This window comes from Nocardia sp. NPDC004573, from assembly GCF_053602135.1.
This window is the reverse complement of sequence record NZ_JBSGDA010000001.1, coordinates 227,864-249,419: the sequence shown is the minus strand read 5'-3', so window position 1 is coordinate 249,419 and position 21,556 is coordinate 227,864. Positions and strand designations below refer to the sequence as shown.

Sequence of the window (21,556 nt, the reverse complement as noted above, 5' to 3'; positions counted from 1 at the left end):
GTGATCCAGCGCAACCCGGGTGTGCAATAGGATGTGGGTCACATCCCGCCACCCACTACCCCCGAAAAGGGGTGAGTCCCGTGACCCACATCGCTCTGCTGCGTCCGCGCGACAGCGACGCTCTGCGCGCCGAGATCCGCTGGGTGGCGAGCACGGCGGGCGTGCCGGTGGCATTCGGCGGCGAGGTGCACGGCGACGCGCTGTTGCTCTCGGAATTCGTCGGCACGCTGACCAACGGCCTGCGTGGCCTGGCCGTCGTGCGGACCTCGGGGCTGGGCGGCCGCGTGATGGATTCCGGGCGGCCCGCCGCGGTCTCGGACTATCGCCGCGCCTCCTCGATCACCCACGACTACGACGGGCCGGTCGTCGGCGAGGGCATCCGCTCCGTACTGGCCGTGCCCGTAGTGGTGGACCGGCAGCCCCGCGCGGTGCTCTACGCCGCGACGCGTGGCGCGAGCCCGCTGGGCGACCGCACCGCGGATCTCGTCGTCCAGGCCGGTCGCCGCCTTGCCACCGAGATCGCCGTGCGCGATGAGGTCGACCGCAGGCTGCGGATGCTGGAGGCGGCCGCGCCGTCACCGGTGGCGGCCCCGGCGATCACCGAGGAGCTGCGCGACATCCACGCCGAGCTGCGCGGCATGGCGCGTTCGGCCGATGACGACCGGTTGCGCGGACGTCTGCACGCGGTGTGCGAGCGACTCACCCGGGTCCTCACCGGCGAGCCGCAGGCCGACCGCCCGAAACTGTCCCGCCGCGAACTCGACGTGCTCTCCCAGATCGCCCTCGGCTGCACCAATCAGGAAGCGGCGCAGCGGCTTTCACTCGGAGCGGAAACCGTGAAAAGCTATCTGCGCAACGCGATGGTCAAACTCGACGCCCATTCCCGGCACGAGGCGGTGGTGGCCGCCCGCCGCCACGGCCTGCTGCCGTGAGACGTGCGGGTTCCGTCACGACGCCGGGACGGAGCTAGGCGCAGGTCGCCGGCATCGGCATGGCCTTCGCCCTCGCGGCGAGGTGGCCCGCGGCGGCCGGATCGGCGGCGCCATGCGCCGGTGCGCGCAGGAGAGCCGCGAGCGGAATCCGCTCTATCGCCCCGATCCGGCTTCGTCCTGCTCCGCGAGCAGGTCGGGGCGGCGCTCGCGGGTGCGGGCGAGTGATTGCTCGCGCCGCCAGGCCGCGACTTTCGCGTGGTCACCGGACAGCAGGATCGGCGGGACATCGAGGCCGCGCCAGGAAACCGGGCGGGTGTAGCTGGGGCCTTCGAGCAGCCCGTCGGAGAACGAATCCTCTTGGTGGGATTGCTGATTGCCGAGCACGCCCGGCAGCAGCCGGACCACCGCCTCGGTCATCACCAGCACGGCCGCCTCGCCGCCGATCAGCACGTAGTCGCCGATGCTGACCTCCTCCACCCGCACGCGGCGGGCGGCGTCATCGAAGACGCGCTGGTCGATGCCCTCATAGCGGCCACAGGCGAAGACCAGATGCCGCTCGGCGGCCCAGCGGTGGGCGGTCGACTGCGTGAACGGCACGCCGGCCGGGGTGGGGACCACGAGCAGTGCGTCGTCGGGGCAGACCTCGTCGAGCGCGGCGCCCCACACGGCCGGCTTCATGACCATGCCGGGCCCACCCCCGTAGGGGGCGTCGTCGACGGATTTGTGCACGTCATGCGTCCAGCGGCGCAGGTCGTGCACGGTGAGCGAGATCAGTCCCTTGTCGATCGCCTTACCGAGCAGCGCCGTGCGCAGCGGCTCCAGGTATTCCGGGAAGATCGTCACGACGTCGAGTTTCATGCCTGTCTCCTCTCGCCCACGGGCCGCGTCCCACCGGCCGGGCGAGCGACGCGTGCGTGGATCTCATTCCGGGTCGAGCAGGCCCTCGGGCGGGTCGATCACGATCACACCCTCGGCGAGGGACACCGTCGGCACGATGGCGGTGACAAACGGGATCAGGATCTCCCGCCCGTCGTCGGCGGCACGCACCTCGAGCAGCTCACCGGCCGCGGAGTGCAGCACTTCGCGCACGGACCCGACCACCGTGCCGTCGGCGAGCCGGACCTCCAGCCCCTCCAACTCGTGGTCGTAGAACTCGTCCGGATCCTCGGACGGCGGGAGTTCGGCACTGTCGACCACGAACAGCATGCCGCGCAGCGCGTCGGATGCGGTGCGGTCGGTCACGCCGGCCAGGAACACCAGAAGCCGGCCCGAGTGCTCCCGGGCCGACTCCACGGTGAATTCGCGGACCTCCGCCGCTCGCGGCAACCTGCCGCGCAACCTGGTGCCCGGCGCGAAACGCGCCTCGGGCTCGTCGGTGCGCACCTCGACGACGAGTTCGCCGCGCACGCCGTGCGACTTGGCGACCCGTCCGACGACGAGTTCCATCTACTGGTCGGTGTCGACCACGTCGACCCGGATGCCCCGGCCGCCGATACCGGCGACGAGGGTGCGCAGCGCGGTCGCGGTGCGTCCGCCGCGGCCGATCACTTTGCCCAGGTCATCGGGATGAACGTGCACTTCGACGGTGCGCCCGCGGCGGCCGGTGATCAGCTCGACGCGGACGTCATCGGGATTGGCGACGATGCCGCGCACCAAGTGCTCGACGGCATCGGCGACGACGGCGCTCACTGCTCCATCACCTCGAGACGTGACTCACCCGTCGTCCGGGCCGGTCCATGGGCGGCGGGGGACATTACTCGGCGGCCTCGGCGGACTCGGCGCCCTCTTCGGCGTCCTTCTTGCCCTTCTTCTTGGGCGTGACGGCCTCGGCGACCGGCTCGTTGTCGGCGGCGGCCAGCGCGGCGTTGAACAGGTCCAGCTTCGACGGCTTGGCCGGCTTGACCTTCAGGGTGCCCTCGGCGCCGTCGATGCCCTTGAACTTCTGCCAGTCACCGGTGATCTTCAGCAGCTGCAGGACCGGCTCGGTCGGCTGCGCGCCCACGCCCAGCCAGTACTGCACGCGCTCGGAGTCGATCTGGATCAGCGACGGCTCTTCCTTCGGGTGGTACTTGCCGATGGACTCGATGGCCCGGCCGTCGCGGCGGGTGCGGGCGTCGGCGACGACGACGCGGTACTGCGGGTTACGGATCTTGCCCAGGCGGGTGAGCTTGATGCGGACAGCCACTGCTGATCTGCCTTTCGTTTGGTTGGTCACGACGCAATTCGGCGACCCGCATGGTCTGCGAGCCCGGTTTTGCGCTTTCGAGTGTGTGACCGCCGCGCGGTACGGAACCGGAGACGGGCTGACACTTGTCCGGAAGGACGGTGGTCCATTGTGCCAGACCGGGCGATCACGCCAGAAATCGCGTCCCGCGTTCACGAAGCGGCGGCCGCCCGCCATATCACCTCCAGCACTACCCCGGAGCGACGGCGGTGAGGGCTCGCGTGGGCACCCAAGGACCGCCCCACCACATCCGCCACCCCACCGGGCGCAGGGTGAGGGCGGTCGCGCCGTCGGCCGCCAGGACGGCGCGATATTCCCGGGTCTTGCCGATGTCGACGATGACCAGTTTGCCGCCGGGACGCAGCACACGGCACGCCTCGCGGACCGCCGCCGCGCGGCCCTCTGCGGTCCGGATGTTGTGGATGGCCAGGCTGGAGACGACGACGTCGAAGACGTCGTCCGGGAACGGCATGCGGGTCATGTCGCCGGTGCGCAGCTCGATCCGGTCGGCGACGTTCTCCGCGAGCGCGTTCTGCTCGGCGGTGGCCGGGGTGTTGCCGCAGTTGTCGGCCGAGCACCACAGATCCAGGCCAACGGCACGGCCGGCGGGCAGGCGGCGCGCCGCCGCCAGCAACACCGCTCCGCGGCCGCACCCCATGTCGAGTAGTCGTTCGTCGCCGCGCAGGTCCAGATCGTCGAGCAGGCCCGCCCAGACCTGGAACTTGCCCCGGCGGGTCGCGTGCAGGAACAACCCGAACTGCGCGGCCAGCACGACGCCGATCAACAGCAGCAGCAGACTCGGACGCAGTTGCTGGAACAGCGCCACCACCAGGGCGGCGGCGAGATACCCGACCGCGAGAACTCCCAGCAACAGCAGCACCGACGGCGCGTCGATACCGTACGACGCGCGCCACGGAGGGGCTATCATCAGCCGATTGTATCCAGCGCCAATGCTATTCGCGCCCGGTTCGCGCTCGTCAGCGCACCAGCGGAGCAAGGGTGCGCCCGGCGAGCTCGACCGCTCCCGGTTCGTGCCCGTTGAACACCATATTGATGATCAGGCCGTCGACGCCGTGGTCGAGAACGCGGGTCCGCAGCTGTTCGGCAACATCGTCCGGGGTGCCGACGAACTGGCGGTCGGCCGGGCTCTGCGCGCGCTCGGCGTCCGACAGCGCCGACAGGTCGATACCCATGCGGCTCAGGTAATCCCGCTGCTGCTTGCGCACCAGATCACCGTCCTCGTCCATCATCACGAAGCACAGGTAACTGGTCTCCAGAGTCTGCGGATCCCGGCCGACCTCGGCGCAGCGCGCTCGCAGCGCCTCGATCTTGCGCGGCAGTTCGGAGGCGTTGCAGATGATATTGAGATGGTCGGCGAAGCGGGCGGCCAGGCCGAAGGTCTTCCTCTCGCCGCTGCCGCCGAGCAGGATCGGCAGGTCGTCGCGCACGCGCGGCTCGTTCATGGCGTTCTCGACCCGGTACCACTTGCCCTCGAAGGTGGGCCGCTCGCCGCGCAGCATCGGCTGGATGATGTGCAGCGCCTCGTCGAGCCGCTCGAAGCGGTCGGTGAACGTGCCGAATTCGTACCCGAGGGAGCGGTGCTCGAGTTCGAACCAGCCCGCGCCGATGCCGAGCACCGCGCGGCCGCCGCTGACCACGTCGAGCGTGGTGACGGTCTTGGCGAGCATGGCCGGATTGCGATAGGTGTTGCCGGTGACCAACGCGGACAACTGGATTCGCTCCGTCGCCGTGGCCAGGCCGCCGAGCGCGGTGTACGCCTCGAGCATCGGCTCGTCGGGCGTGCCGATGCCGGGCAGTTGATAGAAGTGGTCCATGACGAAGGCCGTGTCGAAACCGGCGGCTTCGGCCTCCCTGGCCTGCGCGACAACCGTGGGGAACAGCTCGCGCACCGACTTGCCGTAGCTGAAGTTGGGCATCTGATATCCGAGGCGAATCGTCACGGAATCCGACCTTACGCCGCGTTCGCGAACGCGCGGGTGAGCCGCGGCGACGAGTTATCGATGCCCGGTGACCGGACCGCGTCCGCCGTACACCCGCCCGCGCAGGACGACGGCGTACGGGGTAGTGAGCGTTTCCGGGTGGATGCGCGGATCCTGCTCGTAGACAACGAAATCCGCGGGCCCGCCGGATTCGATGCCGGGCCGCCCGAGCCAGTCGCGCGCATTCCAGGAGGCCGCGCCGAGCGCGTCGTGCCGGGACATGCCTGCGGCGCCGAGCGCCGCGATCTCGTCGGCGATGCGCCCGTGGCGGATGGAGCCGCCCGCGTCGGTGCCCGCGAAGATCGGCACGCCCGCCTCGTGTGCGGCGGCGACGGTGCCGCGCACCCGCCGGTGCAGGTCGCGCATGTGCGCGGCGTAGACCGGGAACTTGCCCGCGCTGTCGGCGATGCCAGGGAAGGTGTCGATGTTCACCAGGGTGGGGACCAAGGCGGTGCCGTGCTCGACCATCATCTCGATGGTCTCGTCGGTGAGGCCGGTGCCGTGCTCCAGGCAATCGATACCGGCGTTGATCAGGCCGGGTAGCGCGTCCTCCCCGAAGACGTGCGCGGTGACCCGCGCGCCGTTGGCATGCGCGGCGTCGATGGCCTCTTTCAGGATCGTGTCGCTCCACAACGGGCGCAGGTCGCCGACGGAGCGGTCGATCCAATCGCCGACGATCTTCACCCAGCCGTCGCCGAGGCGAGCCTGCTCGGCAACGATCTCCGGCAGGTCGCGTTCGTCGTCGAGTTCGATGCCCAGTTCGCGAATGTAGCGCTTCGGGCGGGCGATGTGGCGGCCCGCGCGGATGATGCGCGGCAGCTCGTCGTGGTCGTCGATGAAGCGGGTATCGATCGGCGAGCCCGCGTCGCGCAGCAGCAGCGCCCCGGCGTCGCGCTCGGTCCCGGCCTGTGCGATCGCGCCCGCACGGTCCTCGTGACCCCCGCCGTACCGGATCCCGACGTGACAGTGCGCGTCGACGAGGCCGGGCACGATCCATCCCGTGCCGCAGAGCGTTTCGGCTCCGGGCACGGGCTCGAACGACACCAGGCCGTCGCGCACCCAGAGGTCGCGCACCTCGTCTTCGGGCAGAACCACACCGCGCAGATGCACAGCAACCTCCAGGACGTCGTCGGTTGCTTCCAACCTAGTGTCCGATTCCGGATGCGGTCATTCGCGCGAACCACGGTGCGGACAGCGACGCCCGTCGAGCGAGGCCGCTGCCCGCGGTGCCGTCGTGGGTCGAGCCGCGAACCGGTGCGTGTCCTACTTCTTGGGGAACTTCAGCTTGCTCAGATCGAAGCCTTCCAAGCCGGGCGGCAACTGGTCGAGACCGGCGGGCATGTCGGACAGGTCGGGCATCCCGGCGGGCATGCCGCCCATCCCAGGGAAGCCGCCACGCACCTTCGGCGGCGTCGGGCCGCGCCCGCCTTTCTTCCCCTTCTTGCCCTTCTTCGCGTTGCCGCGGCGGGAGCCGGGCAGGCCCATCTGGCGGCCCATCATCGCCATCATCTTCTTGGCCTCGAAGAAGCGGTCGACGAGCTGGTTGACCTCGGAGACCTGAACTCCGGAACCGTTGGCGATGCGCAGGCGGCGCGAAGCGTTGATGATCTTCGGGTTGGCCCGTTCGGCCGGGGTCATGCCGCGGATGATCGCCTGCACGCGGTCGAGCTGCTTGTCGTCGACCTGGGCGAGCACGTCCTTCATCTGGCCCGCGCCCGGCAGCATGCCGAGCAGGTTGCCGATCGGGCCCATCTTGCGGATGGCCAGCATCTGGTCGAGGAAGTCCTCGAGCGTGAGTTCGCCGCTGCCGATCTTGCGGGCGGCCTCCTCGGCCTGCTTGGCGTCGTAGACCTGTTCGGCCTGCTCGATCAGGGTGAGCACGTCACCCATGCCGAGGATGCGGCTGGCCATGCGGTCCGGGTGGAAGACGTCGAAGTCCTCGAGCTTCTCACCGGTCGAGGCGAACAGGATCGGCACACCGGTGACCTCGCGGACGCTCAGTGCCGCACCGCCGCGGGCGTCGCCGTCGAGCTTGGTCAGCACGACACCGGTGAAGCCGACACCGTCGCGGAACGCCTCGGCGGTGTTGACCGCGTCCTGGCCGATCATCGCGTCGAGGACGAACAGGGTCTCGTCCGGTTGCACGGCGTCGCGGATGCCCGCGGCCTGGCGCATGAGCTCTTCGTCGATGCCGAGACGGCCCGCGGTGTCGACGATGACGACGTCGTACTGCCGCTGCCGCGCCTCCTCGACACCGCCGCGCGCCACGTTGACCGGATCGGCGGCCGAGATGCCCAGCGGATTCTCTCCACCACCGACGGACGTGCCCGGGTGCGGCGCGTAGACGGGTACGCCCGCGCGCTCGCCGACCACTTGCAACTGGGTGACGGCGCCGGGGCGCTGCAGGTCACATGCCACCAGCAGCGGCTGGTGGCCTTGACCCTTCAGCAGTCGCGCCAGCTTGCCCGCGAGCGTGGTCTTGCCGGAACCCTGCAGACCGGCCAGCATGACCACGGTCGGCGGGTTCTTGGCCAGGTTCAGCCGCCTGGTCTCGCCGCCGAGGATGCCGACGAGCTCCTCGTTGACGATCTTCACGACCTGCTGCGCCGGGTTCAGCGCCGCGCTGACCTCGGCGCCCTTTGCGCGCTCCTTGATCCGCCCGATGAATCCGCGGACCACGGGCAGCGCGACGTCGGCCTCCAGCAGGGCCAGGCGGATCTCGCGGCAGGTGGCGTCGATGTCGGCCGGTGACAGACGCCCCTTACCGCGCAGATCCTTGAGGGCACCGGTAAGCCGGTCGGACAGGGATTCGAACACCGATCGCGCTCCTGATCTCGGGGGACGTCACATTCTCTCCCAGGGTAATGGGATCGCCCACGTGTTCGCGCAGGCGGTGCGTCCTTCCCCGCGGAGCGGGCCCGCTAGTCGAGCACGCGACGGCGCGGCTTGGCCGTTTTGCGGTAGTCGTGGTTCTCCTCCGCCACCATGAAGACCGCCTCGTTGGCGGTCAGGCCCAGCTGCAGGGCCAGGCCGTCGAGGACGGCCCACTCCGCCGTGCTCGGGATGGGCGAGGTGGCGACGGTCGAGGCGATCGTCATCGCGGTCACCGCCTGTCGCCCGGTCAGGGTGCGACCCGGAAGCCAGGAGACCACCCAGCGGTCACCGCCGACGCAGCGTGCCATGTGCGTGGTCTCGTCACTCGTCATCGTGGACGCCGAAACGACTTCAATTGCCACCGACTTGCTCCCCTCGTGCTCGCGATAGCCAGACGCTCTAGATCGTAGGGGCGGCTCACGAGGCGGGAGTTCGGATGCAGCAAATATCTCGCAACGGATTGATCACCGCATAGATCTGCTGCTAAATACCTTTTTCGGCATCCGCGACACCTTCCGGAGGAGGCTTCGGCGCAGTTCTGGGAACCACCGCGAGCAGCGCTTTTTCGATCGTTTCCCGGCGCGCGGGACCGTCCTCGGACCCCAGATCCAAGCAGAAGCTGTCGACCACCGCCGATCCCATCGTGACCACCTTGGCCCAGCGGACATCGGCTCCGCAATCGGCCAGCTCCGCGGCGAGGCGGCTGAGCAAGCCGACCCGGTCCTCGGCGCGCAATTCCAGGATCACCTGACCGGGCACCGAGGTATCCGACCAGATCAACCGGGGCTGCGCCTGCGCGTAGCGGCTGCGGCCGATGGTGCTCGCCTCGCGCTCGCGTTTGGCCAGCGCCGCCGATACGTCCAGGTCCCCGGCAGTGGCACGGATCAGTTCCTGGCGCAACAGTCCCGGATCCGGCGGATCGCCGAATTTGGGCGCGACGACGAAAGTGTCCACCGCGGACGAGCCTTCGATGCCGAGCGCGGCCGACAGCACGCGCAGCGAATGCAGCGCCAGCACGCCCGCGGCGTCGGAGAGCAGGCCTGAGCTGTCGGGCGCGATCACGGTGACCACGTATGTGTGCTTGCTCTCCCCCGGCTTCAGATCGACGTGCACCCCGCCCGCCCGGGCCCGCTCGATCAATTCCGGTGCGATCGGCTCCGGCGTCGGCAACTGGTCGCCCGCCATGACCAACCGGCAGCGCCGGACCAGTTCGCCGATCAGCGACGCCTTCCAGTCACCCCACACGCCGGGCCCGGTCGCCTGCGAATCCGCCTCCGCCAAAGTATGCAGCAGCTCCAGCAATTGCGGATCGCCGTCGAGCGCGTCGACGACGTAGCGCACCGTCTCCGGATCGGACAGATCGCGCCGGGTCGCGGTTTCCGGCAGCAGCAGGTGATGGCGCACGACCGCGCTGAGGGTGCGGACGTCCGACGGCCACAGACCGAGGCGGCGGCCGATGTGGGTGGCCAGTTCCGCGCCGACCACGCTGTGATCACCCGCCCGGCCCTTGCCGATGTCGTGCAGCAACGCGCCCAGGGCGAGCAGGTCCGGGCGCGCCACCCGCGTGCTCAGCCCGCCCGCGTAGGCGACGGTCTCCATGAGATGGCGGTCGACGGTCCAGATGTGCTGGACGTCGCGCGGCGGCAGGTCGCGCACGGCCCCCCACTCCGGCAGCAGCCTGCCCCATAATCCCGTGCGATCCAGCGCCTCGATCGCGTCGATGGTGCCGCGGCCCGCGCCCAACAGCACCAGCAGGTCGTTGAGGGCGTCTTTGGGCCACGGCTCGCGTAGCTCGGGGGCGTCCTCCGAGAGCCGGTTCAAGGTGGTGGCCGACATGGGCAGACCGGTCTGCGCCGACGCGGCCGCCACGCGCAGGATCAGTCCTGGGTCGCGCTGCGGGCGGGCGTCCCTGGCCAGCACGACTTCGCCCGCGTGCTCGACGACTCCCTCGTCCAGCGGCCTGCGTACCGGCATCCGGCGCAGGCGCGCCAATCCCCGGCGGGGCAGCGCGTTGGCCGCGGTGCGCAGCCCGACGTCGACGGAGTAACTGACCGTCCGGGCCGAATCGCTCAGGGTGCGCGCCAGATCGAACCGATCGCCGATGCGCAGGGCCGCGCCGATCTCGTCGGCGTCCTGCGCCCGCAGCTGGTCGCGGGCCCGGCCCGCCACGCGGTGCAGTTCGGTGCGCACGTCGAGCAGGCGCCGATGCGCCTGCTTCAATCCGCCGCCCGGCACGTCCGGGCCCAGTCCCGGCATGGCGTCGGTGAGCTGGGCGATGGCCAGCGCGTCGAGCAGCTGGATGTCGCGCAGCCCGCCGCGCCCGTTCTTCAGATCGGGCTCGGCGCGGTGCGCGATCTCGCCGTTGCGCTCCCATCTGGCTTGGGCCTGGGCGATGAGCTCGTCGAACCTGGAACGGATGCCGGTGCGCCATTCCCTCCGCACCCCGCCGATCAGCAGACTGCTCAATTCCTGGTCGCCGACGATGTGCCTGGCCTCGAGCATGCCCAGCGCGGCGATGAGATCGTCCGAAGCCACCCGCAGCGCCTGCGGAACGGTCCGCACGCTGTGGTCGAGTTTGATGTGGGCGTCCCACAGCGGGTACCACAGCTGGTCGGCGACCTCGGCCACCCGGGCCGGGTCGACGTCGTCGTGCAGCAGCACAAGATCCAGATCGGAGAACGGCAGCATCTCGCCGCGACCGAGACCGCCGACGGCCACCACGGCCAAGCCGCTGTCGGAAGCGATGCCGAGTTCGGCGCCCTTGCTGGTGAGCCACAGTTCGTAGAGGTCGACCAGGGCATGGCGCAACGACTCGGCGTCGAGCCGGGGATTGCGCGGCTGGCCGCCGTCGAGCAATTGGCTGCGCGCGCGGACCAGGTCGGCCGCGCCGTTGGACACCTTGCCGTTGCCTTCTCCGGTGACCTTGGGATCACCGTCGTGCTGGTACTGACTACCCACAACCCACCGCCCATTTCATGCGCGCGGCCCCGCCCCGACCGGGAGGTCCGGCGGGAGCGGGGCCGCCGCTCGACTCGTTTTCCGCTACAGCGCGTCGGTGCCGCGTTCGCCCGTCCGCACCCGGATGATGGACTCCACCGGAGTGACCCAGACCTTGCCGTCGCCGATCTTGCCGGTACGGGAGGCCTCCACGATCACCTCCACGACCTTCTCGACGGAGGCGTCGTCAACGACGACCTCGACGCGCACTTTCGGCACGAAATCCACGGAGTACTCCGCGCCGCGGTACACCTCGGTGTGGCCCTTCTGCCGGCCGTACCCTTGGACCTCGCTGACGGTCATGCCCAACACACCCGCCTGCTCGAGCCCCGACTTGACGTCCTCGAGCGTGAACGGTTTGACGATTGCGGTGATCAGTTTCATGTTCGTCATGCCTCCTTGACGGCCGAACGTGCCGTGCTACCCAGAGCGGCGAAGTCGTAGGCGGTTTCCGCGTGCTCGGACTCGTCCAAGCCCACCGACTCTGCTTCCTCGCTCACGCGCAGCCCAATGGTGAACTTCACGATATAGGCAATGATCAGCGTCGCGATGAAGGAGAAGGCAAGTACCACACCGGCGCCCACCGCCTGCCGCCACAGCTGATCGACTCCGCCGCCGTAGAACAGACCGGTCTTGGCCGCACCCGCCTCGGGCGCCGCGACGAAACCGACCATCAGGGTGCCGACGATACCGCCGACCAAGTGCACGCCGACCACATCGAGCGAGTCGTCGAAGCCGAACTTGAACTTCAGGCCGACCGCGAGGGCGCACAGCGCGCCGGCGACGACGCCGATGGCGAGCGCGCCGAGCACGTTCACCGAGGAACACGACGGGGTGATGGCGACCAGGCCGGCCACGATGCCCGACGCGGCGCCCAGCGAGGTGGGCTTGCCGTCGCGGATCTTCTCCACCAGCAGCCAGGCCAGCATCGCGGCGCAGGTCGCGATGGTGGTGGTGACGAAGGTGGAACCGGCGAGGCCGCCGGAGGTCACCGCGGAACCGGCGTTGAAGCCGAACCAGCCGAACCACAGCAGGCCGGCCCCGAGCATGACGAACGGCAGGTTGTGCGGGCGGAACGGCGTCGTCGGCCAGCCCTTGCGCTTGCCGAGCACCAGCACCAGGGCCAGACCGGCCGCACCGGCGTTGATATGCACCGCCGTGCCGCCGGCGAAGTCGACGGCGAGCAGCTTGTTGGCGATCCAGCCGCCCTCGTGCACGACGTTGCCGTCGGCGTCCTTCACGTCGAAGTCGAACACCCAGTGCGCGACCGGGAAGTAGACCACCGTGGACCAGATGCCCGCGAAGAGCAGCCACGCGCCGAACTTCAAGCGGTCGGCGACCGCGCCCGAGATGAGGGCAACCGTGATGATGGCGAACATCAGCTGGAAGGCGACGAAGACGGTCGCCGGAATCGTGCCGGCGAGCGGGATGTTCACCGCTTCCGTGGTGACCGCGCCCGCCGCGTCCTTGACCTCGGCGACAGAGTTGCCGCCGATCAGGCCCTTCAGGCCGAAGAACTGCGTCGGGTCACCGATCACACCGAACTTGTTGTCACCGAAGGCCGTCGAGTATCCGTACAGCGACCACAACACGCCGACCAGGCCCATGGCGCTGATGCTCATCATGATCATGTTCAGCACGTTCTTCGACCGGACCATGCCGCCGTAGAAGAATGCCAGGCCCGGCGTCATCAGCAACACCAGCGCCGAGCTCGCCAGCATCCATGCGGTGTCACCGGTATCCGGTGCACCGGTAAGTGGAAAAGCCACTTTAATGTCCTCCTCATCTCGGGCCCCGCCGATTCCGGCAAATGGACCTGAACAGAAGGGTCCTTACTCGGTGTTTCATCCGTAGAGCTGAAGTGTTTCACCTACGTGAACGGATGGCGCAGCTGTGTTGCCACTACGTTTCGTCACGCACACCGGGCGTTTTGCGGCGCTGTGAGGTCACCGTCCGGGAATCGGACGTTCGTTATGACGGAGGAGGACTCGGCAAACATCCGGGGTGTGATCGCCCTCGCATTCCCGCGGCGCGGGACGGACCGCGGCCCGCCGACCGGAACAGAGCGGGCCGCAGTCCCTTTCGCAGGAGCCTGCGAGCGGGACGACTCAGCCCAGCAGCGCGTCCACGAACGCGGCGGGCTCGAACGGAGCGAGGTCGTCGGCCCCTTCGCCGAGCCCGACCAGCTTCACCGGCACGCCCAGTTCGTGCTGGACCTGGAAGACGATACCGCCCTTGGCCGTGCCGTCCAGCTTGGTCAGCACCACGCCGGTGATGTCGACCACTTCGGCGAACACCCTGGCCTGGGTCAGCCCGTTCTGCCCGACGGTCGCGTCCAGTACGAGCAGGACCTCGTCGACGGCGGCCTTCTTCTCCACCACGCGCTTGACCTTGCCCAGCTCGTCCATCAAGCCCGTCTTGGTGTGCAGTCGCCCGGCCGTGTCGATGAGCACCGCGTCCACGCCGCGCTCGATACCCACCGCCACCGCGTCGAACGCGACCGCAGCGGGATCGGCGCCCTCGCGGCCGCGGACGGTGTCGGCGCCGACCCGCTCGCCCCAGGTCTGCAACTGGTCGGCGGCCGCGGCGCGGAAGGTGTCGGCCGCGCCGAGCAGCACGCGGCGGCCATCGGCGACGAGCACGCGCGCGAGCTTGCCGGTGGTGGTGGTCTTGCCGGTGCCGTTCACGCCGACCACCAGCAGGATCGAGGGGTGATCCGGGTGCGGCAGCGCGCGCACCGAGCGGTCCAGCTCCGGTCGCAACTGCTCGATCAGCACGTCGCGCAGCACGGCACGGGCCTGGTCGGTGGTGCGCACGCTGCGCGCAGCCATCTCCGAACGCAGCCGTGCGACGACGGCCGTGGTACTGGCGGTGCCGAGGTCGGCCAGCACGAGGGTGTCCTCGACCTCCTCCCAGGAGTCCTCGTCGAGGTCACCGCCGCCGAGCAGGCCGAGCAGGCTCTTGCCGACCGCGTTCTGTGAGCGGGACAGGCGTCCCCGCAGCCGGACCAGGCGCCCGGCCGTGGGTTCGATCTCCTCCAGCGCGGCCGGCGCCTCGACGCCCGCGGGCGTGTCGGGAGCGACCAGGTCGGTAGCCGCTCCGGTGTCCGGGCCGGCGGTGACCGGCTCGGCGGTCGTCTCCGCGGCCTCGGTCTCGTCCGCCGTGACGGGGGCGCTGTCGGCGGCCGGACGCTCTGGCGGCGCCACCGCATCGGTGGCGGGTGGTGTCGTCTCGGGTTCGGCCGGCGCGGGCCCGGCGGCGGGCGGCGCCTCGGCGACGTCCGCGTCCGGCAACGGAACGTTGGTGATGCCGCGTCTGGGCGCGTCGCGCGGGATCGCCGCGTCGTCGCCGACGTGTGGCTGTCCTTCGGTATCGGTGCGCTCGACCGGTTGCGGTTCGGTCGCCGTGCCACCCCGGCTGAAGGCGAATCCGCCGGACGCAGTGTAACCACCGGACCGATCGGTCACCTCCTTGTCCCGCGTGGGCGGAGTCAGCGACACGCGGCCGCGCTTGTACCGGACGAAACCGGCGACGAGCACGACGAGCAGCAGTGCGGCGACCGCGGCGATCAGGATCCAGACTTCGGGACTCACGCGAACCATCCTTGCAGACCGATCGTCACGTACCCGGCCCCGAGCCGCACCGGGCGCGCGAGTCGCCGCACCGGGCAAACCGCACGAGTTCGGCGAACACCGCAGGTACCGGGCCGTGGACGCGCCCGGGTGGGCACCGACACAGCCGTCCAGATTTCTTGTCCTGCGGAACTTCTCGCGAAGGGACAATAGGATCGGCGACGTGACCGATCGAAACGTGCTTGGGGGGCCGCTGGAAGAGTGCGGCACCGATCCTCTCACCGGCTTCTACCGGGACGGCTGCTGCAGTACCGGGCCGGAGGATCTGGGCAGCCACACCGTGTGCACCGTCGTCACGGCAGAATTCCTGGAACATCAAGCGTCCATCGGAAACGATTTGAGCACGCCGCGCCCGGAGAACAATTTTCCCGGCCTGCAACCGGGCGACCGGTGGTGCGTGGTGGCCGTGCGATGGCTGCACGCGCACGAGGACGGCGTCGCCGCGCCCGTGGTGCTGGCCGCCACGCACGAGAACGCCCTGGAAGTGATCTCGATGGACATCCTGCGCAAGTACGCCGTCGACGTGCCCGACGACGTCAGCGATCTGCTCTGAGTCGCCGCTAGCAACCCGGATCGGCCACCAGGGGCTGTCGGCGCAGGCGACCGCCTCCACTCCGCGAGCGGCCTGGTGTCTCAGCAGAGCACCGAATGGCACAAATGCGCCAGTGCGCCTACCGCGCCGCGGCGACGCGTCGACGGTGTGCTTTCTGGCGGCATGCCGCCGAGCAGTATCTGGCTCTGCGCCCGATCCCGGTGCGGGGCACCGGCGCGTGACACACCGGACAACCCTCGCCGCCAGTTTCGTTACGTTCCATTGTTTCGTTACGGCTCTCCTCCCCGGACGGGCGTTCCGTTACGACGGCCGCGCCCGGCCGCACCCGCAGCGCGTCGAGCACGATCGCGGCGGTACGGTCGATCCCGCCCCGGGTGTTCCGAAGCTGTTGGATCGCAACGCATCCGGTGAAGATCGCGAGCACGTCGTCGATCCCGATGTCGGCGCGGACCGCGCCCTGCCGCTGAGCGGCTACCAGCAGTACGTCCAGCGCGCGGTGAAACCGCACACCCGCGCTCTGCAAGAGCGCCCGGGGCCAGCCGTCGTCGGACTGAACCAGGTCGCACAACGCCTGGTTGCCCGGCGTGGTGGCGATCACGGTGGTGCAGAAGTCGAAGAAGGCGGCCCCGGCGTCCGATGCGCCGACATGCTCGGCGGCAAGCCGCGCCAGACCGTCGATGCGCTGCTGCATAACAGCTTCCAGCAGATCTGCCTTGGTCGGGAAGTGCCGATAGACCGTGCCCGCCCCGACACCTGCTCTGCGGGCGACTTCGGCCAGTGACACCGAGGCGCCCCGCTCGGCGAAGGCGCGCTGTGCGGCCGCGAGCACGCGGGCCCGATTGCGCCGGGCGTCCGCGCGCGACCTCGCGGCCGGGGCGAGCGATGCGGTCATTTCGTTACGCCTTCCGACAAGTTCCCTAGTGGATCGGGTGGCGGCACCCGTATCGTCCGAATCCGGGTTGCCCAACCCGATTCTATCGAGCAGAGAAGGCGAAGCATGTCCTTTCAGCACACCCTCATCCTGGTCACCGGCGCCACCGGCAAGCAGGGCGGCGTAACCGCCCGCAAGCTGCTGGCGGACGGCAAGGCGGTGCGCGCACTGGTCCGCGACGCGCATGCGCCGGCCGCGCGCGAGTTGGCGGCGGCGGGTGCCGAACTCGTCGTCGGCGATTTCGATGCGCCGGAAACCTTGCCCGCGGCGCTGGCCGGTGTCACCGGGCTGTTCCTGGTCCCGCCCGCGGCCTACAGCGCACAGGGCTGGGACGTCGATCTGGAAGCCGCGCGCGGGCAGGCGATCGTGCGCGCGGCGGTCGACGCCGGTGTGCAGCAGATCGTGTTCACCGGCATCGCCTCGATGGGCGACAACACATCGTGGGGCGCGACCGGAAAGCAGCGCATCGAAGAGGCGATCGTCGCCGCGGGCGTCCGCTACACCCTGCTGCGCCCGGTGCGCTTCATGGAGAACTATCTGCTGCGCACGTCGCCCGTCGACGGCATCTTCGACGGCGTGCACCGGCACCTGTTTCCCGCCGAGGGCCCGATGAAGGTCATCGCGCTCGCGGATATCGGCGACATCGCCGCTCTGGCGTTCGCCGATCCGGATGAATTCCACGGCCGCGTCCTGGAACTCGCGGGCGATGTACTGGCTCCGCCCGCGGCCGCCGCGGCGATCGGTGCGGCGACCGGCCATCCCGTTCGCTATCACGAGGTGTCCGAAGCCGAAGCGGACGCCATCGGCGCGGAGATCGGCAACACTTGGCGTTTGATGCGGCACACCGGCGGATGGAGCGCCGACGTGGACGAGATCCGCCGAATCCATCCCGGATTGCGTACCTTCGACACCTGGCTGGCGGAAACCGGTGCGGCGCAGATCAAAGCGCTGCTGGACCAGGAGAAGGCGGGCGCCGGACGGTGACCGGGGTCGGACGGTCGCGGGCGCACGCGCCGGGCCCCGTCGACGGTGGCGGACCGCTGCCGCCCGTGCATCGGCCGGGATGAGCGGAACGCCCCTTCGGCCGACCGCCGGGCTTCGCGACGGAGACCGTCGGCCGGCCCCGGCCGGGTGGGGAGCCGGTCGGCCCCCCGGCGTGTGCGGGCTGGTGCGCGCGACGTCCACTCGACCGCATCAGCCCTGCTCATCGAGCTGATCGAGCTGCGGGGCGTACCCTCGGCGCGGTGGTACGCCTGCGCAGACGATCCCGCCGTGATCCGGTGGGCGCCGAAGTCGACGAGATATTCGGGCCGTCGCGCAAGCACGTCCACGAGCGCAAGGAATGGGTCGCGATCGCGAAGGTCGACGATCGCCGCTGCGGCGACGATCCGCTGGTCGATCTGGACTCCGGCACCGTCACCCTCCCCGGACCCCGCGGGTGACCGTGTGGCGGCTCAGCCCACCGGGGCCAGGTTCTCCCCGCGCAGCCGCTGGGAGATCACCTGGGTGATGCCGTCGCCGCGCATGCTGACGCCGTAGAGCGCGTCGGCGATCTCCATCGTCGGCTTCTGGTGGGTGATGACGATCAGCTGACTCTTCTCCCGCAACTGCTCGAACAGGCCGATCAGGCGGCGCAGGTTGGTGTCGTCCAGCGCCGCCTCGACCTCGTCCATCACATAGAACGGCGAGGGCCGGGCGCGGAAGATGGCCACCAGCAACGCGACCGCGGTAAGCGACTTCTCGCCGCCGGACAGCAGGGACAGCCGCTTGACCTTCTTGCCCGGCGGCCGGGCCTCCACCTCGATGCCGGTGGTGAGCATGTCCGAGGGGTCGGTGAGCAGCAGCCTGCCCTCGCCGCCGGGGAACAGTTTCGCGAAGACCTCGACGAACTCGCGCTCCACGTCGGCGTATGCCTCGGTGAACACCTGAAGGATGCGGGCATCGACCTCGGCGACGACGTCCAGGAGATCCTTGCGCGCGCTCTTGACGTCCTCCAGTTGGGTGGCCAGAAAGTTGTAGCGCTCCTCCAGCGCCGCGAACTCCTCCAGGGCCAAGGGATTCACCTTGCCCAGGGTGGCGAGGTCCTTCTCGGCGCGTTTGGCACGCCGCTCCTGGGTCTGCCGGTCGTACGGCATCGGGGCGGGCTCGCTGACCTGCTCGCCCCGCTCCTTGGCCTGCTCGTACTCCTGCATCTCCAGCGCCGAGGGCGGCAGCGGCACGTCCGGACCGTATTCGGCGATCAAGTCGTCCAGGGCGATGCCGAACTGCTCGGCGATGGTCGCCTCCAGTTGCTCGATGCGCAGCGCGGCCTGGGCTTTCGCCACCTCGTCCCGGTGCACCGCGTCGGTGAGCTGGGACAGCTGCGCGGTGAGCGCACGCACCCGCTCCTTGACCTGCTCGACCTGTGCGGCGCACTCCGAGCGCCTGCGCACCAGTTCGTCGCGCCGAGCCCCCGCCTCCCCGACGACGCGCTCCAGCTCGGCGGCGATCTTCGCACCGGATTCGGCGACCGCGGCGGCCACCTCCGCCGCCTGCTTGCGCGCGGCCTGGGCGCGTTCGGCCCGTGCCCGGTTCTCCCGTTCGGCGCGCGCGGCGCGGCGTAGCGAATCCGCCTTGCCGCGTACGGATTCCGCTCGTTCCTCGGCGGTGCGCACGGCAAGCCTGGCCTCGACCTCCATGGCGCGCGCCTCGGCCAGCGCGGCCGCCGCCTCCTCCCGTGCGCGCCCGGCGGATTCGGTGCCCGCCGCGCCCGCACCGTCGGCGTCCACCTCGGATTGTTCGAGCTCGGCGTGGCGCAGGCGATCCTCCAGCTCGGCCAGCGAGGCCAAGGCCTCTTCCCGGCTCGCCTCCGCGTCGTCGCGCTGGCCGAGCAGCCGTTCGCTCTCCGCGTGCGCGGTGCGGGCGGTCTGGCCGAGCCTGCCCAGGCGTTCGTAGATCGCGACCAGCGCCTGATCGGATTCGTGCAGGGCGAGCAGCGCCTGGTCGACGGCGTCCTTGCGGTCGGACTGCTCCTCGAGCGCGCCGGACAGCGCGGCCTCGAGTTCCTCGGCGCGCCGCTGCGCGGCGACCAGTTCGGTCCGGGCGGCATCGATGTCGGCCTGGATCTCCAGCTGGCTGGGCGCGCGATCCGAACCACCCAGCAGCCAGCCGTTGCCTGCGAGATCGCCGTCGCGGGTGACCACACGCAGCTCGGGCCGCGCCGCGACGAGCGCGCGGGCCGACGGTAGATCGTCGGCCACGGCGATTCCCGCGGTCAGCGCCGCGATCGCGCCGCGCATCCGGTCGGGGCACGCCACCACATCGAGCAGCCAGCGGGCGCCGTCGGGCAAAGCGCCCGGCTTCGGCGGCGCACCGCTGTCGGTGCCGAAGACGACGGCCGCGCGGCCACCGTCGGCGTCCTTGAGCGCTTGGATCGCGGCGTGCGCGGACTCGGCGGTGTCGGCGGCGACGGCATCGGCCAGCGGGCCCAGCGCGGCCGCGACCGCCGCCTCGAAGCCCGCGTGCACGCGCAGCAGGCCCGACAGCGGTCCGAGCAATCCCTGCTCGCGGTGCTCCACCAGCCACGCCACACCGTCGCGGCGGGCCAGGTTCATCCCCAGCGCCTCGATGCGGGCGCTCAGCGACGCGACCCTTTTGCTCGCCTCGCGGTCCTGCTCACGCAGTTCGGTGACGCGCTGATCGGCCAGTTCGAGGGCCTGCACGGCGTGCTCGTGCTGGGCGTCGAGCCCCGCCTCGCCCGCGTCGAGTTCGGCGAGTTCGTCCTGCACCGTGTCGAATTCGGTCTGTGCCGCGTCGCCGCGGTGGCGGGCGTCGGCGATGGCGACCGACAGGCGCGCGATCTCCGCGTCCACCGACTGCGCCCTGGCCCGCAGCGTGTCGACTTTGCCGGACAACCGGGCCACCCCTTCGCGGCGGTCGGCGATCGCCCGCACGGCCGCCAGATGCGCCTGCTCGGCGGCCTTGGCGGCGTGTTCGCGTTCGGCCAGCTGGTCCCTGGCCGCTTCCAGGGTCTCGGCGGCCATCTCGACCGCCTCGCGCAGCTCGGCCTCCTCGGCTTCGACACGGTCGGCCTCGGCCTCGAGCTGCTCGGGATCGCGGCCGGTGCTGACCGGAGCGGCGGCGTCCAGGTGGCGAGCCCGGTCGCCCGCGATCCGGATCGTCGCGTTGACCCGCTCGGCCAGCGCGGACAGCTGGAACCAGATCTGGGCGGCGGCCTCGGCGCTCGGCGTCAGGCGGGACAGCTGGAACTCGTGCTGCGCCAGCGCCGCGTTGGCCGCGTCCAGCTCGGTCTGCACGGTGATCTGCTGCTCGCGCGCGTACGCCTCCTTGCTCTGCTGACTCGCGAGCTCCGCGCGACGGGTGACCAGGTCGTCGGCGGCCAGGCGCAGCCGGGCGTCGCGCAGATCGGCCTGTACGGTCTGCGCCCTGCGGGCCACCTCGGCCTGCCTGCCCAGCGGTTTGAGCTGGCGGCGCAATTCGGTGGTGAGGTCGGTCAGCCTGGCCAGGTTGGCCTGCATGGCCTCCAGCTTGCGGACCGCCTTCTCCTTGCGTTTGCGGTGCTTGAGCACACCGGCGGCCTCTTCCACGAACGCGCGCCGGTCCTCCGGGCGCGACTCGAGGATGGCCGACAACTGCCCCTGCCCGACGATGACGTGCATCTCCCGGCCGATGCCCGAGTCGCTGAGCAGTTCCTGCACGTCCATCAAGCGGCAGGAGTTGCCGTTGATCTCGTATTCGCCCGCCCCGTCGCGGAACATGCGCCGGGTGATGGACACCTCGGCGTAGTCGATCGGCAGCGCGCCGTCGGAATTGTCGATGGTCAGCGTGACTTCGGCGCGGCCGAGCGGTGCCCGCCCGGCCGTGCCCGCGAAGATCACGTCCTGCATCTTGCCGCCCCGCAGCGCCTTCGCGCCCTGCTCACCCATCACCCAGGTGAGCGCGTCGACGACGTTCGATTTGCCCGATCCGTTCGGACCGACCACACACGTGATGCCGGGCTCCAACCGCAACGTCGTCGCGGACGCGAAGGATTTGAAGCCCTTCAACGTCAGGCTCTTCAGGTGCAAGTTCGACGACCTTTCCGTGTTCTGCGCGGTCGGCCGTTCTGCGTGGTCGAGGCGGCGCATCCGGCGACCAGTCATGGTATCCGTCGCGTGCCGGACGCTTCGCGGCCCCGACGGCGCACGCGGCCGAGTGGCGGTTCGGCGACATCCGTAGGTTATCGACTCGCCGCCGGTTCGCGCGCATTTCGATGTGCCCCAGGTTGGCCGGCACGGCTGCCTGCCGCGTGGGCCGCGCCCGGTCAGGCCGGTTGCGCCAGCCCGGCGCAGGACGTGCCGCGGTGCGCGAAAGCGCCCAGCCGCTCGGCCGATCCGCTACCCGCTCCGCGCCCGCGGGTCCGCCGATTCCGGGC

General features: G+C 70.2%; 19 protein-coding genes. 4 read left to right on the top strand and 15 right to left on the bottom strand.

All coding sequences use genetic code 11. The features are described from left to right. Window positions 1-80: 80 nt before the first annotated feature. Entirely contained in the window at window positions 81-932 is an 852-nt protein-coding gene (locus ACWEKR_RS01160; protein ID WP_452352736.1) for a LuxR C-terminal-related transcriptional regulator, read from the top strand. Window positions 933-1,085: 153 nt separating this feature from the next. Here the strand turns inward: ACWEKR_RS01160 and trmD are convergent, their stop codons facing one another. From trmD to ftsY, 13 genes are all read right to left on the bottom strand, one after another. Next, on the bottom strand, window positions 1,086-1,790 hold the full coding sequence (trmD, locus tag ACWEKR_RS01155; RefSeq protein ID WP_452352735.1) for a tRNA (guanosine(37)-N1)-methyltransferase TrmD: 705 nt from the start codon (window positions 1,788-1,790) through the stop codon (window positions 1,086-1,088). A gap of 63 nt (window positions 1,791-1,853) precedes the next feature. After that, complete coding sequence (rimM, locus tag ACWEKR_RS01150) at window positions 1,854-2,378, bottom strand: ribosome maturation factor RimM (RefSeq protein WP_281878509.1); 525 nt, start codon at window positions 2,376-2,378, stop codon at window positions 1,854-1,856. Next, window positions 2,379-2,621 (bottom strand): RNA-binding protein, encoded by a 243-nt coding sequence (locus ACWEKR_RS01145; RefSeq protein ID WP_011210690.1) that lies wholly within the window; start codon window positions 2,619-2,621, stop codon window positions 2,379-2,381. It lies immediately after the preceding gene. A gap of 64 nt (window positions 2,622-2,685) precedes the next feature. Then, window positions 2,686-3,117, bottom strand: a complete 432-nt coding sequence (gene rpsP / locus ACWEKR_RS01140; RefSeq protein ID WP_159838917.1) for a 30S ribosomal protein S16 — start codon at window positions 3,115-3,117, stop codon at window positions 2,686-2,688. 229 nt (window positions 3,118-3,346) lie between these two features. Beyond that, window positions 3,347-4,084 carry a class I SAM-dependent methyltransferase gene (locus ACWEKR_RS01135; RefSeq protein WP_452352734.1) on the bottom strand — a complete coding sequence of 246 codons (738 nt, stop codon included), beginning with the start codon at window positions 4,082-4,084 and terminating at the stop codon, window positions 3,347-3,349. Between the two features lie 49 nt (window positions 4,085-4,133). Then, window positions 4,134-5,117 (bottom strand): LLM class F420-dependent oxidoreductase, encoded by a 984-nt coding sequence (locus ACWEKR_RS01130; protein ID WP_452352733.1) that lies wholly within the window; start codon window positions 5,115-5,117, stop codon window positions 4,134-4,136. Between the two features lie 54 nt (window positions 5,118-5,171). Then, entirely contained in the window at window positions 5,172-6,266 is a 1,095-nt protein-coding gene (locus ACWEKR_RS01125) for an amidohydrolase family protein (RefSeq protein ID WP_452353072.1), read from the bottom strand. Window positions 6,267-6,419: 153 nt separating this feature from the next. After that, on the bottom strand, window positions 6,420-7,973 hold the full coding sequence (gene ffh / locus ACWEKR_RS01120; protein WP_452352732.1) for a signal recognition particle protein: 1,554 nt from the start codon (window positions 7,971-7,973) through the stop codon (window positions 6,420-6,422). 104 nt (window positions 7,974-8,077) lie between these two features. Continuing rightward, window positions 8,078-8,392 (bottom strand): hypothetical protein, encoded by a 315-nt coding sequence (locus tag ACWEKR_RS01115; RefSeq protein WP_236566590.1) that lies wholly within the window; start codon window positions 8,390-8,392, stop codon window positions 8,078-8,080. 121 nt (window positions 8,393-8,513) lie between these two features. After that, on the bottom strand, window positions 8,514-10,928 hold the full coding sequence (locus ACWEKR_RS01110) for a [protein-PII] uridylyltransferase (protein WP_452353071.1): 2,415 nt from the start codon (window positions 10,926-10,928) through the stop codon (window positions 8,514-8,516). Window positions 10,929-11,072: 144 nt separating this feature from the next. Further along, entirely contained in the window at window positions 11,073-11,411 is a 339-nt protein-coding gene (locus ACWEKR_RS01105; protein WP_159838907.1) for a P-II family nitrogen regulator, read from the bottom strand. Window positions 11,412-11,416: 5 nt separating this feature from the next. After that, window positions 11,417-12,796: an ammonium transporter gene (locus ACWEKR_RS01100; RefSeq protein WP_236566589.1), complete on the bottom strand. Its 1,380-nt coding sequence runs from the start codon at window positions 12,794-12,796 to the stop codon at window positions 11,417-11,419. Window positions 12,797-13,135: 339 nt separating this feature from the next. After that, window positions 13,136-14,629, bottom strand: coding sequence for a signal recognition particle-docking protein FtsY (gene ftsY, locus ACWEKR_RS01095; RefSeq protein WP_452352731.1), 1,494 nt, complete (start codon window positions 14,627-14,629; stop codon window positions 13,136-13,138). A 193-nt stretch (window positions 14,630-14,822) separates the two neighbouring features. Here ftsY and ACWEKR_RS01090 point away from each other — a divergent pair, with 193 nt between their 5' ends. Beyond that, complete coding sequence (locus tag ACWEKR_RS01090; RefSeq protein WP_019048221.1) at window positions 14,823-15,212, top strand: DUF2237 family protein; 390 nt, start codon at window positions 14,823-14,825, stop codon at window positions 15,210-15,212. A gap of 118 nt (window positions 15,213-15,330) precedes the next feature. Here ACWEKR_RS01090 and ACWEKR_RS01085 read toward each other — a convergent pair whose 3' ends face one another. Then, complete coding sequence (locus ACWEKR_RS01085) at window positions 15,331-16,104, bottom strand: TetR/AcrR family transcriptional regulator (RefSeq protein WP_452352730.1); 774 nt, start codon at window positions 16,102-16,104, stop codon at window positions 15,331-15,333. Window positions 16,105-16,209: 105 nt separating this feature from the next. Between ACWEKR_RS01085 and ACWEKR_RS01080 the strand changes: the two genes are divergently transcribed. Beyond that, entirely contained in the window at window positions 16,210-17,127 is a 918-nt protein-coding gene (locus ACWEKR_RS01080; protein ID WP_452352729.1) for an NmrA family NAD(P)-binding protein, read from the top strand. 260 nt (window positions 17,128-17,387) lie between these two features. After that, window positions 17,388-17,585, top strand: a complete 198-nt coding sequence (locus ACWEKR_RS01075; RefSeq protein WP_452352728.1) for a hypothetical protein — start codon at window positions 17,388-17,390, stop codon at window positions 17,583-17,585. A 12-nt stretch (window positions 17,586-17,597) separates the two neighbouring features. Here ACWEKR_RS01075 and smc read toward each other — a convergent pair whose 3' ends face one another. Continuing rightward, window positions 17,598-21,209, bottom strand: a complete 3,612-nt coding sequence (gene smc, locus ACWEKR_RS01070) for a chromosome segregation protein SMC (RefSeq protein WP_452352727.1) — start codon at window positions 21,207-21,209, stop codon at window positions 17,598-17,600. Between the last annotated feature and the right edge of the window lie 347 nt (window positions 21,210-21,556).

Bases quoted from the DNA above. Each gene is read 5' to 3' on its own strand.
- trmD (WP_452352735.1), bottom strand. From the start codon at position 1,790: ATGAAACTCGACGTCGTGACGATCTTCCCGGAATACCTGGAGCCGCTG.
- rimM (WP_281878509.1), bottom strand. From the start codon at position 2,378: ATGGAACTCGTCGTCGGACGGGTCGCCAAGTCGCACGGCGTGCGCGGC.
- ACWEKR_RS01135 (WP_452352734.1), bottom strand. From the start codon at position 4,084: ATGATAGCCCCTCCGTGGCGCGCGTCGTACGGTATCGACGCGCCGTCG.
- ACWEKR_RS01105 (WP_159838907.1), bottom strand. From the start codon at position 11,411: ATGAAACTGATCACCGCAATCGTCAAACCGTTCACGCTCGAGGACGTC.
- ftsY (WP_452352731.1), bottom strand. From the start codon at position 14,629: ATGGTTCGCGTGAGTCCCGAAGTCTGGATCCTGATCGCCGCGGTCGCC.
- ACWEKR_RS01085 (WP_452352730.1), bottom strand. From the start codon at position 16,104: ATGACCGCATCGCTCGCCCCGGCCGCGAGGTCGCGCGCGGACGCCCGG.
- ACWEKR_RS01080 (WP_452352729.1), top strand. From the start codon at position 16,210: ATGTCCTTTCAGCACACCCTCATCCTGGTCACCGGCGCCACCGGCAAG.